The following is a 12,101-nucleotide window of genomic DNA, read 5'->3' on the forward strand; positions in this document are numbered from 1 at the left end:
TTTCAGGGGTTGTCTTAAAAAAATCCTACAGTATCTTGACACTATCTTTTTACCTGAGCTTGTTGAATTTTTAACGTAAGAGTGATAAAATATAATCAAAAGAAAATTGTCAAACAATTATCGTTTTTATTTTATCAAAATTTTACCCCCTCCCGTAAGGGAAGGGAAGGGAAGGAAAAACTGTATGATGTTTGTTTAGATGAGAAAAACTAAAAATGGAGGTGATTTTATGGCAAACCTTGACATGAAGGATTTAGAGAGAATAATGGGGGAGATGGGAAAAGAAATTCCTGAAGTCATGAGAGCTTTTAATCAACTACACCATGCCGCTACAAAAAATGGAGCGTTGTCTGCCAAAGAAAAGGAACTTATTGCGCTTGGAATTGCTGTTGCAATTAGGTGCTCTTACTGCATACTTGCTCATGTGAATTCTGCACTTCAGGCAGGAGCTACAAAAGAAGAAATAATGGAGACACTGGGAGTAGCTGTACTTATGAGTGGAGGACCTGGTGTGGCATATGCGACTGAGGCTATAAAGGTTTTAGAACAGGCTGTAAAGTAAAATCCATTAAAAAGCCGTCTAAAATGATAAAAATGCGATAAATGTAAAAAGGAGGAGTCTTAAATGGCAATTGAAACATTTAAAGCAGTTTCACGAAAGTTGCCAGAAGGTTTAGCGGTTGAAAGTGAGGTAAGAGGTTTCAAAATAGTGCTAGATGAGCCAAAAGAATTAGGCGGTACAAATAAAGGGATGAATCCTGTGGAAGCATTGCTCTGCGCTTTGGGTTCTTGTCAAACAATTGTTGCTTCAGCTTTTGCAAAAGCAAAAGGAATAGACCTGCAAGATTTCTGGGTGGAATTAGAAGGTGACCTTGACACAGATGGATTTATGGGGAAACCTGGTGTAAGACCTGGTTTTCAAGAGATAAGGTTTAAGATGCACATAAAATCTAACTCGCCAAAAGAGAAAATAGAAGAGTTTGTTAAATTTATTGAAAACACCTGCCCAGTAGGTGATTCTCTCGCAAATCCCGTGAGGCTTGTATTATCTGATGTAGTAATTGAGTAAAAAACCTGCCTTCTTGGCGGGTAATTTTTTTATTTTTAAAGGATTTTTAGTATTTTTGTAGAAGTATAATAGTAGAAATTTTTATAAGACAGGGGGATTAGAAATGAACTTTGAAGACAGGATTGCCAAAAGAGCAAAGGCCATAGAAATATCCACAATTAGGTATTTTTTTAACATGGCTAGAGAAGTTGAAGGGGCGATTTCTCTTGCCATTGGAGAGCCAGATTTTATAACACCAGAGCACATAAGAAATGCGGCAAAAAAGGCTTTAGATGAGGGCATGACAGGGTACACTGTGAACGCAGGACTCATTGAGCTTAGAAGAGAAATTGCAGATTATCTAAAAAGAAGGTATAGCCTATATTATGACCCTGAAAAAGAAATTTTAGTTACAATAGGGGCTACAGAAGCAATATATGTAACTTTAAGCACCTTGGCAGAAGAAGGGGACGAAGTGCTAATACCAGAACCCTCTTTTGTAGCTTATCATCCCTGCACTGTTATAGCTGGAGCAAAATCAGTTTTTGTTCCTACTTATGAAGAAGACGACTTTATATTAAGAGCAGATGTGCTGGAAAAATATATAACCGAAAGGTCAAAAGTCTTGATATTACCCTATCCAAACAATCCTACAGGAGCAGTAATGCCAAAAGAGGCTTTAGAGGAGATAGCCAAAGTAGTAGAAAAACATGACCTTATTGTAGTAACAGATGAGATTTACTCCGAATTGGTATACGGTGGATTTAAGCATACAAGTTTTGCCTCCCTGCCTGGCATGTGGGAAAGAACTATTACCATTAACGGATTTTCAAAATCCTACGCTATGACGGGATGGCGTCTCGGGTATATAGCTGCTCCTGAGCATTTTACCAAACATATAGCTAAACTTCATCAATACGCTGTTACAGCTGCGGCTACAATGTGTCAGTATGCGGGAATTGAGGCTATGAGAAATGGGGATGAGGATATAATAAAAATGAGAGAAGAATATGACAAGAGGAGAAAGTTCTTACTTGAAAGCGTAAGGGAGATGGGGCTTTCCTGTTTTGAGCCTAAAGGGGCATTTTATATATTCCCATCGATAAAAACTACAGGGCTTACATCAATGGAATTTGCAAAAAGGCTTCTTTATGAGGCGAAAGTTGCAGTTGTGCCGGGCAATGCCTTTGGGGAACATGGAGAAGGGTATGTGCGGCTGGCCTATGCCACATCAATGGAAAACTTAGAAGAAGCGGTAAAGAGGATGAAAGAATTTATGGCAAAACTTTAAAAGGGGGTGACTCCTTTATTTTTTTGGCAAAATAATAGTTTACTTTTGCCACAATTCTATTGAAAAATGTTAAGCTTTTCATTATCATAGAAGTATAATATAATTTACTTAAAAAGAGGTGATAATTATCACTCTCAATGACAGAAGTAAACAAATTTTGATGAAACTTATCAATTCAAACGAGCCAATAAAAATTTCTGAGCTTGCAAAATTATTCAATGTAAGCTCTAGAACTATAAGGTATGACCTCGATGCTATTGATGAGTTTTTAAAGTATAATAATTTGCCACAATTAATTAGAAAACCGAATGTAGGCGTGAAATTTTCTGAACTATTAGAACATAGAAACAAAGCCTTATCCTTCTTAGACACTCTTTCTCCTTATTATTACAACTTATCCCAAAAAGAAAGAGTAAATGTAATACTAAGCGAGCTTATCCAACAGAGAGACTACATCACAATAAACACTTTAGCTGAAAAGCTTATGGTTTCAAGAAGCACAGTCATAAGCGATTTAAAAAAAGTAAAAGAATGGTTAGAGGAAAGAGGGCTTTACCTTAAAGCTTTACCCAAATACGGTGTAAAAGTCGTTGGAGATGAAAAGCAGTTAAGAAGAGCTGCTATTGAACTTCTTACAGAAGCAATAGATATTGACAAAGCATTGGATATTGTAAAGGCACCTTTCTATGGGCGAAGTTTGGGCGGCAGTGGTCAGATTGCAAAGCTTTTTGAGGATATAGACATACCGTATATAGAGCAATGTGTGCAGATAGCAGAAAGAGAGCTGGAGACAATTTTTTCCGATGCGGCTTTTTCTGGACTTGTGATTCACATAGCGATTGCAATAAAGAGAATTCAACTGGGCAAGGATATAGTAATGCCAAAAGAGGAATTAAAAGCTTTAGAAATGACTAAGGAATTCGCTGTTGCATCAAATATAGCTAAGATGTTAGAAGACCGCTTTAATGTATCAATACCTGTAGATGAAATTGGATACATCACTATCCATTTATTAGGAAGCAATGTAGCTAAGCCTAAAACTTACCTCAATGAAAACTGGATTGAATATCAGCTTCTTACAGAAAAAATCATACGAAATGTTAGTGAAAGGATAAAAGAAAACCTTTTAGAAGATCAGCAACTTTTTGAAGGTTTACTAGATCATTTGAGACCCACGATATACCGCTTGAAGCACGATTTAAAATTAAAAAATCCCATTCTAGATGAAATTAAAACTAATTACAGAGAACTTTTTGAAATAGTTAGGGAGAGCTTAAAGCCTATTGAAGAGTACACAGGCAGGAACTTGAATGAAGAAGAAATAGGTTATTTTGTCATACATTTTGGTGCAGCAATAGAAAGAAAAAAGACCGCTATTTCTATTAAGCCCAATGTATTAGTTGTATGTAGCACAGGAATAGGGACAGCAAAACTCCTTTCTTCCAGATTGCAATCTGTTTTTGATGTACACATAATTGACACTATCGCTTTTCACCAGATTAAAGAGGTTTTAAAGGATAAAAAAATAGACTTGATAGTGTCTACTATTCCGCTCAAATGTGATGAAGTAAAAGTAGTCGAGGTCAATCCTCTTCTCACGGATAGGGATATAGAAAAATTAAGTAAATTCCTCGCTAAGCCTTTAGAAAGGCGCTTGGATGTGGTAGACGAGCTTATGGAAATCATAAATAGGCATTGCGTAATAAAAGATCGCGAAAAATTGCTAGAAGATTTACTAATTTTTTTCAACATAGCATCATATGAAAATAGGAGAGGAGTTGTTCATCCAGTGTTGAAGGACCTTTTGACAAAAGATACCATAAAGCTAAATGTTGAGGCAAAAGATTGGGAAGAAGCTGTAAGGATAGGAGGTGAGTTGTTAGTCAAAAATGGTTTTGCTGAGCCTCAATACGTTGAGGCAATGATAAACACTGTAAAAGAAATGGGACCTTACATTGTAATTGCACCAGGTATAGCAATGCCCCATGCAAGACCTGAGGCAGGAGCAAGAAAAATAGGTATGAGTTTAATCACACTAAAAAATCCTGTTAACTTTGGGAACAAAGAAAATGATCCAGTAAAAATTGTAGTTTCTCTCTGTGCAATTGATCATTCTTCACACCTTAAAGCATTATCTGAATTAGTGGAGCTTTTGGGAGATGAGGAATTTGTAGAAGCAGTATTAAATGCAAATGATGTAGATAGAGTATTGAAATTATTAGGTAAAGAAAAAGTATAAATCCATGTAGGAGGGTGGAATAATGTGGTTAATTGATTTTCTGGTAAAAAACATTTTTAATCAAGTAGCCGTTCTAATAGGACTAGTTACACTTATAGGATTGGTATTGCAAAAGAAATCTTTTGAAGATACCATTTCTGGAACTATAAAATCGATGGTTGGTATATTGATTATGCTGGCAGGAGTAGATGTTTTTATAGGAGGACTTGTCTCCTTTCAGACAATAGTATCTTCTGCCTTTCACATCTCTCCTCCGACAGCTCAAAACACCTTGCAAAATTTCACGAACAACTTTGGAAGTGTAGCAGTTTCTATTATGGCATTAGGATTTTTAATTCATCTTCTCATTGTAAGGATTTTTAATACAGGATTTGTGTATCTTACAGGACATTTAATGTGGTGGATTTCTCTTGTTATCAGTGCAAGCTTATTAGAAGTTTTCCCTCGTATTAATCAGGGAGTTTTGATATTAGTGGGCTCAATTTTGATTGCTCTTTATTGGACGTTCCAGCCTATGTATGTTCATAAGTATATGAAAAAAGTGACTAATAGTGATGAAATAGGTTATGGACATACTTCTTCTATTGCAGCATATTTAGCAGGTCGTTTTGGACACTTGCTAGGAAAACCGGAAGAGAGTACTGAAAAAATGAAAGTGCCTAAGAAGATAGAATTTATGAAAGATATTACTGTAGGTACAGCCTTCATAATTACCATAATAATGCTTATTGCTAGCTTTTTTGCCGAAAGAGAAGTTGTAGTAAAGCAAGCAGGAGATCTAAACTTTGTTATGTGGTCGATAATTCAAGGATTTAAATTTGCAGCAGGAATAACAATTCTATTATACGGTGTTAGGCTTTTCCTTGCAGAAATTATACCAGCTTTTAGAGGAATTTCTCAAAAACTCATTCCTGGAGCGAGACCAGCATTGGATGTTCCTGTGGTATTTCCATATGCGCCTACAGCTGTTCTTATAGGGTTTATTAGTTCTACTTTAGTATTCTTAATTTTCATGGTAATATTTGGATTAACAGGATTTGCTACTATAGTACCATCAATGATAATGCTTTTCTTCCCTGCAGCTGGTGCCGCAGTATTTGGGAATGCAGTAGGAGGTTGGAAAGGTGCAGTCCTAGGTGGAGCGATAAATGGACTATTCCTGGCATTTGGGCAAGCACTTACATGGCCTATGCTTGGCAATACAGCTCCAGAACTTGCCGTGTTAGCGGATCCAGATTGGTATGTAATTATTTGGTTAATTATAGGAGTAGGAAAATTGATTAAATTAGTAATAGGGTAGTAATTTAAGTATTGGGAGGTTCTGTTAATGTCAGAAAAAATAAAAATTGTAACAGCTTGCGGAGTAGGAATGGGAAGTAGTTTAATTTTAAAGATGATGATAGAAGATATTCTAAAAGAACTGGGTATATCTGCCATAGTTGAACATTCGGATATAGGAAGTGTAAAAGCCACAGGAGCGGATATTTTGGTTGTTCAGACGTTTCATAAAGAAAAAGTAGAGGGAGATGCTAAAGTGGTAGTGGCCATAGATGATTTTTTTAACAAAGAAAAATTGAAAGAAAAAATTGTGAATGCCTTAGATGAACTAAGAAAATTTGGCAACAAAGGGGAGGTTTAAAGGTTGTTGGATTTGTATATTGAAGAAATTTATAAAAGGATTGAAAAAATAAAAAGCACCCAGTTGGAAAAAATTAAACAAGCTGCACATTTAATAACAGAATCACTTATAAGTGAAGACAGTGTTTTTCATGTATTTGGCTGCGGCCATTCTCACATGGCCGCAGAAGAACTTTTTTACAGGGCTGGAGGACTTGCATGTGTAAATGCTATCTTACCTTCGGAGTTAATGCTTCATGAAGGAGCCCTAAAAAGCTCTTATTATGAGAGAAATGAAGAGATTATAAAGTTAATTTTTGACAGATATGAATTGAGAAAGGGAGAATGTATTATTATTGTGTCTCATTCAGGTAGAAATGGAGCACCTGTGGAAGCTGCTATTGATGCTAAGCGAAGAGGACTACATGTTGTTGCCCTGACTTCTACAGAATATAAGCAGAAGACTTTCTCAAGACATTCGTCAGGCAAATTTCTTGAAGATGTAGCTGATATCGTAATTGACAATTGCGGTCCTTATGGGGATGCAGTATTGACAGTTGAAAAAGAAGATATAAAAATTTCTTTCTCACCTCTTTCTACGGTATTAAATACCGTTATATTAAATATGCTCGAGGCTGAAATAATTACCAATATGTTGGAGAAAAATATGTCTCCGCCTGTTTTTTTAAGTGGCAATATCGAAGGAGCAGAAGAGCACAATCTTAAGTTGATTGAGAAGTATAAAAAAAGACTAAGGCATTTGTAAACATTTGTAAAGGAAGGTTTTTACTAAAATATACTTGAAGTAAAGAGAAAAAAACTTCTGAGAGCCAAAAGGCTCTCTTTTTTGATATAGTTATGCTTAAAAGATTTATTTCTTAAACTAGACTTTTAGAGTGAGTTTAAGTTATAATTGAAAATGTATAGATTGTATGGATTTTATGAAAATAATTTGAGGGGGTTAGGAGTATGGAAGCGAGAAATGTCGTATATGTGGATGAGTTTACCGATGGCATTCTTGATCCTGAAAAAGAAATGATAAAAGCAGTAAAGGATGGAGGATACATTATAGCTAATACTGCGCCGGGGTGTTGGGGGCCAATGCTTACTCCTAAGCTAAAAGGAGGGCATGAAGTTACTAGGCCGGTTTTTGTTGAAAATGCAGAAGTTGGTGATGCAGTAGCAATATATATTGAAGATATTCAGGTAACATCAATTGCTACAGCTTCAGGTAAAGAAAAGGTAATAGAAGGAAGATATATAAGCGATCCTTTTGTAGCTGCTAAATGTCCTAACTGTGGCACAGTATATCCAGAAACTGTTATAGAAGGTGTGGGGCCAGATTCTATACGCTGTGCTAATTGTGGAGCAGATGTAGTTCCATTTAAATTTGAACATGGTTATACTATGGTCTTAGATAAAGAAGAAAATATTGGAGTAACTGTAGGCAAAGAGGCTGCAGAAAAAATAGCAGCAAATGGAAGAGAATATATGAGGATACCTCATAATTCTGCTCAAAATCCTGCAGTTACTTTGGCACCTCATGACCTGGTAGGAGTAATCTCACGAATGAGGCCTTTTTTAGGACAGTTAGGGACATTGCCTTCTATAAAAATGCCGGACTCTCATAACGCAGGAGATTTTGGCACATTTTTGATAGGCGCTGAACATGAATATGCTATTACTAAAGAAGAATTAGAAAGACATAGAACGGATGGACATATGGATATAAATAGAGTTAGAAAAGGAGCAGTAGTTATTGCCCCTGTTAAAGTAAAAGGTGCTGGAGTGTATATGGGTGATATGCACGCGATGCAGGGGGATGGAGAGATAGCAGGCCATACTACTGATGTTGCTGGGATAGTTACACTTAGAGTGAAAGTATTAAAAGGTTTGAAAATAGAGGGGCCAATATTGTTACCTAATTTTGAAGATTTGCCATATTTAGCTCGTCCTTTTACAGAAGAAGAGCTTGAAAAAGCTAAGAAATTAGCAAACCAGTGGGGAGCCGATTCGTTAGAGAAATCATATCCGCTTTCTTTCATAGGTACTGGAGCAAATTTGAATGAAGCTGTAAACAATGGTTTAGAAAGAGCTGCAAAATTTTTAGAATTGCCTTTACCAGAAGTTTTGAACAGAGCTACCATAACAGGCTCAATTGAAATAGGGCGATTGCCAGGGGTAGTTACAGTTACATTTTTGGTTCCAGTAGAAATTTTAGAAAAGAAGGGTATATTGGATATAGTAAAAAAGCATTATACAAAAGCAGAAAATTGATTTTTTTAATTCCTTGCCCCTATAGATTTTGGGGCATTTTTGTTTTATTTTTTATTCATGGTATAATTTTTTTAGAGAGTTTCTGAATTTTTTAAAGTAAAAAAGACAAACGGTAAAATGTCAAGGGGGTAATTAAAAAATTTTTGAGGCATTTAAAGGGCAAAAAGACAAAAAAATACCCTTCTTCCAACATGCCAATAAATGGAATTGGAAGTTCCAAAATAGAGTTCGTTATTAATTTTTAACAAAAGAGTATTTAAATACTAACAGCACCTCTTTCTTGATATATTTGACCTTTGCTGAGCATTGCAAAGATCAGAGGGATTAATCTTCTAGCAGTTAAGACGAGGGCACGTTTATGTTGGTGTTTAGGTACCTCGCGATACTTCTTGTTGTAGTACTCTTTAAACCTCACTGTGTGCACCCTAACACAGTTAGCGGCTTCAACAAGATAGTATCGCAGGTACTGATCACCGCACTTAACCAAAGAAGTATCCTGGGCATTGAAATTACCAGACTGGTATTTATTCCAGATGAGGCCGGCATACTTGGCAAGAGCAGCTTCATTATTAAACCTTTTGATATCTCCAATTTCGGCGATGATACCAGCAGCAAGGACGTCCCCAATGCCGGGGATAGTAGTTAGAGTTTGATTAAAAGCTTTAAGCTGTCTTTAAACTTGCCGTCAAGCTTTTTAAGTTGGGATTCAAGGAAGCGAATATTTTCAAGTGTCATAGAAAGAGCTAAGTCGTTTGCTTCAGCAAGATCAGGGTGAAGCCTGTAAGCTCTGTTAGCAGCAGCTTTTAAAGTTTTGGCGATTTGAGTAGGGTCTGAGAGTCTGTTATTGCCGTTTTTCACAATAAAGTCGATAAGGTTATCAAGAGGCATGGAAGCAATATCATCAGGAGTAAAATTTTCAATGATAGCTAAGGAAGCTTTACCAAATATGTTGCTAAAAGGGCACTCTGAAGGATAGGTTGAGAACTTGAAGGAAATAAGGTTTAGGGCGCGATTTTTTTCGCGGACCAGACTGCGGACAATATGATAACACATGCGAGTGAGTCTTTGCAATGCAGCGTATCTTAAATCTGGCAGCGGAGTTGGTTTGACTTGACCAAATCTAACACATTCAGCGATAACAGTTGCGTCAACAGAATCTGTTTTAGGGAGATGGATATAAGCACCCTTGAAAGATTTAATGATAGAAGGATTGATGACGTAGAATAGAGGATTAAAGGGAGCAAGTTCAGGAGAAGAAGCCAGGAAAGTATGCAAATGCCAGGCATAGTGTGAAGTAGCTTCCATGCCAAATTTAATGGATGAAATATTGAACTGTTGAGCAAGAGAGATAGTGAAATCTATAAGCTGCTGAGCGCCATCTAAATCATTGGGGAAGAATAAAGCTTTTTTAACTAAGCGGTTACCGGCCTCATCAATAAAGGAAGCAGCATTTAATTCGCTAGAGATATCAATGCCCACAATAAGTGTAGAGCTCATGGATAAATTCACGCTCCTTTTTGCAAAAAGTTTTTTGAAGGTCCTTTGTCTCTGAGAGTTATTTGTAATACACCCTCGCCGTGATTAGTGCTCAGATTTAGCTTATAGGGTGCCTGACCATCGATGCTCAAGCGATGGACAGATAAGCTAAAGAGGCACAACAAACGAGTATGTATTACTCAAATAACTCCAGAGGTTCAGTCTTTGCCGAGTGGTAATGCTGCTTTACCAGCATGCCACAGGAGTGAGTCAAAAATACCTCAGTAAACTTAAAAGGGACCTTCTACTTTTAAGTTTATCAGAGACAAAGGACCATTTAAATAAAAATGAGAAATTTAATTATGAGATTGTTTTACCAGGGTAAAAATGGTTTTTAAGGATTTAATTTGTGTGTTTATTATTAAATTTTTAATGTGGATTACAATCATATTATACGAGCATTCCTGTAATAAATTAAAACAGCCTTTGCAAAAATAAAACCCTCCTGGTAAAAAAGAAAGTGAAAAGGAAAAACAATAACCAGGAGGGTGATACACATGAACAAAGTACAAAAACTACTTTTAGTCCACAGTTCTGATATAATTTTTGTCGGGGTCGATGTAGCTAAAAAGACCCATTATGCAAGAATAATAAATCACATAGGACTTGAAGTAATAAAACCCTTCAAATTTAATAATAGCATAGATGGATATGAACGTCTAGTATCCAAAATACTTGAAGCCAAAGAAAAATCGAAAGCAACAAAAATATTAATAGGTTTCGAACCAAGCGGTCATTATTGGAAGCCACTTGCATGGTTTTTAAAAGAAAAAGGATATACAGTAGTGATAGTAAACCCATATCACGTAAAACAAAGGAAAGAAGAGGAGGACAACAGTCCATCAAAAAACGATAGAAAGGACGCGTTAATAATTGCAAGACTAATAAAAGAAGGGAAATTTCTAAACTGTCTTTTACCTCAAAACACATATGCAGATTTAAGAAACCTTTCAGTTGCAAGAAAGCAGTTAATAAAGAAACTAAACAGTGTAAAGAATAAAATTATTGCAATATTAGACGAATACTTTCCTGAATTTGAAGAAGTATTCAAGAATTTGTGGGGGAAAGCAGCCTTATGGATATTGAGGAACTGTCCATTTCCCAGCATAATACTTAAACTGAGCAAAGAAGAAATAGCAGAACAGCTAAAGAAAGCCACTAATAACAGGGTAGGCATGAAAAGGGCAGAAAAGCTCATTGAAGCAGCAAAAAAGTCAATAGGTGTAAAAGAAGGGATAAAAGGGGCACAAATACGTTTAAACATTTACCTTGATGAATTAGAATTTTTAAAAACACAATTAGAAACCATAGAAAAAGCTATGGAAGAACTGCTCAAAAAAATAGACATAGCAGAATATCTGTTAAGCATTCCAGGCATAGGAGTAATAACAGTAGCAGGATTTTTAGCAGAAGTAGGGGACATAGGGAAATACACACACTATAAACAAATCCAGAAACTTGGGGGATTAAACATAACGGATAACCAATCAAGGAAACACAGGGGGAAGACCAAGATATCAAAGAGAGGGCGTCCTGAGTTAAGAAATCTTCTATACAAAGCAAGCCTGACATTAGTAGCCAAAAACAAAGAATTTAAAGCACTTTACAACTACTTTTTAAGAAGGCGAGAAAATCCTTTAGAGAAGAAACAAGCATTAATTGCGATTTCAATAAAACTCATAAGAGTTATGTTTACGCTTGCTAAGAAGAAAGAAAAATACGATTCACAAAAAGTACTTGGAGAATATCGTATGAAGCAAATAAAGGAATTAGTAGCCTAGGGGGCAACAAATCAATTTAGAGCAAATAAGGTTGGGGAAGCTGTAGTACCCCCCATAAGGGCAAGACCCTGAATACGAGTAAGAAGCTCCCCAAAAGCCCTCAAAGGCAGGAGGAAGGAATGTAATTAAGGGCATGACCCTGAGAGACATGATAGGGTAGCCGAGGGCTAAGTAAAAAAACATAAAAATATGCTAATAAAAGGCAACCGTGAAATAAGTTGCCTAAGGGAGGTGTTGTGTTGTTTTAAAAAGGCTTTATTTGAAAAAGGTAAAAAGAGCTCAAATTTAGTGAAAAAATGAGATTTTTCAAGC

9 protein-coding genes and 1 pseudogene are annotated in these 12,101 nt (G+C 36.2%); 9 read left to right on the forward strand and 1 reads right to left on the reverse strand.

What is annotated here, in order from left to right; all coding sequences use genetic code 11:
- Nucleotides 1–229 precede the first annotated feature (229 nt).
- The 8 genes from TTE_RS01450 to TTE_RS01485 all read left to right on the forward strand — a co-directional run bounded on the left by TTE_RS01450 (nt 230) and on the right by TTE_RS01485 (nt 8,472).
- Nucleotides 230–562 (forward strand): carboxymuconolactone decarboxylase family protein, encoded by a 333-nt coding sequence (locus tag TTE_RS01450; RefSeq protein ID WP_011024761.1) that lies wholly within the window; start codon nt 230–232, stop codon nt 560–562.
- 63 nt (nt 563–625) lie between these two features.
- Nucleotides 626–1,069: an OsmC family protein gene (locus TTE_RS01455; RefSeq protein ID WP_011024762.1), complete on the forward strand. Its 444-nt coding sequence runs from the start codon at nt 626–628 to the stop codon at nt 1,067–1,069.
- Nucleotides 1,070–1,172: 103 nt separating this feature from the next.
- The gene (locus TTE_RS01460; RefSeq protein WP_011024763.1) at nt 1,173–2,339 is read left to right on the forward strand and encodes a pyridoxal phosphate-dependent aminotransferase; all 1,167 of its coding nucleotides are present in this window, start codon (nt 1,173–1,175) and stop codon (nt 2,337–2,339) included.
- Between the two features lie 118 nt (nt 2,340–2,457).
- A complete protein-coding gene (locus tag TTE_RS01465; RefSeq protein ID WP_041587089.1) occupies nt 2,458–4,578 on the forward strand; it encodes a BglG family transcription antiterminator in 2,121 nt (706 codons plus the stop codon).
- Nucleotides 4,579–4,600: 22 nt separating this feature from the next.
- Entirely contained in the window at nt 4,601–5,878 is a 1,278-nt protein-coding gene (locus TTE_RS01470) for a PTS ascorbate transporter subunit IIC (protein ID WP_011024765.1), read from the forward strand.
- A 27-nt stretch (nt 5,879–5,905) separates the two neighbouring features.
- Nucleotides 5,906–6,217: a PTS sugar transporter subunit IIB gene (locus TTE_RS01475; protein ID WP_011024766.1), complete on the forward strand. Its 312-nt coding sequence runs from the start codon at nt 5,906–5,908 to the stop codon at nt 6,215–6,217.
- A 3-nt stretch (nt 6,218–6,220) separates the two neighbouring features.
- Nucleotides 6,221–6,961, forward strand: coding sequence for an SIS domain-containing protein (locus TTE_RS01480; protein WP_011024767.1), 741 nt, complete (start codon nt 6,221–6,223; stop codon nt 6,959–6,961).
- A gap of 203 nt (nt 6,962–7,164) precedes the next feature.
- Nucleotides 7,165–8,472, forward strand: a complete 1,308-nt coding sequence (locus TTE_RS01485; RefSeq protein WP_011024768.1) for an acetamidase/formamidase family protein — start codon at nt 7,165–7,167, stop codon at nt 8,470–8,472.
- Nucleotides 8,473–8,728: 256 nt separating this feature from the next.
- Here the strand turns inward: TTE_RS01485 and TTE_RS01490 are convergent.
- Nucleotides 8,729–9,969, reverse strand: a pseudogene (locus tag TTE_RS01490) (IS110 family transposase).
- A 536-nt stretch (nt 9,970–10,505) separates the two neighbouring features.
- Between TTE_RS01490 and TTE_RS01495 the strand changes: the two are divergent.
- Nucleotides 10,506–11,789, forward strand: coding sequence for an IS110 family transposase (locus TTE_RS01495; RefSeq protein WP_011024769.1), 1,284 nt, complete (start codon nt 10,506–10,508; stop codon nt 11,787–11,789).
- Nucleotides 11,790–12,101: the final 312 nt, after the last annotated feature.

The sequence above is a fragment of the Caldanaerobacter subterraneus subsp. tengcongensis MB4 genome, assembly GCF_000007085.1.
GTDB classification, from domain to species: domain Bacteria; phylum Bacillota; class Thermoanaerobacteria; order Thermoanaerobacterales; family Thermoanaerobacteraceae; genus Thermoanaerobacter; species Thermoanaerobacter subterraneus.

Bases quoted from the DNA above. Each gene is read 5' to 3' on its own strand.
- TTE_RS01450 (WP_011024761.1), top strand. From the start codon at position 230: ATGGCAAACCTTGACATGAAGGATTTAGAGAGAATAATGGGGGAGATG.
- TTE_RS01485 (WP_011024768.1), top strand. From the start codon at position 7,165: ATGGAAGCGAGAAATGTCGTATATGTGGATGAGTTTACCGATGGCATT.
- TTE_RS01470 (WP_011024765.1), top strand. From the start codon at position 4,601: ATGTGGTTAATTGATTTTCTGGTAAAAAACATTTTTAATCAAGTAGCC.
- TTE_RS01460 (WP_011024763.1), top strand. From the start codon at position 1,173: ATGAACTTTGAAGACAGGATTGCCAAAAGAGCAAAGGCCATAGAAATA.
- TTE_RS01455 (WP_011024762.1), top strand. From the start codon at position 626: ATGGCAATTGAAACATTTAAAGCAGTTTCACGAAAGTTGCCAGAAGGT.
- TTE_RS01495 (WP_011024769.1), top strand. From the start codon at position 10,506: ATGAACAAAGTACAAAAACTACTTTTAGTCCACAGTTCTGATATAATT.
- TTE_RS01475 (WP_011024766.1), top strand. From the start codon at position 5,906: ATGTCAGAAAAAATAAAAATTGTAACAGCTTGCGGAGTAGGAATGGGA.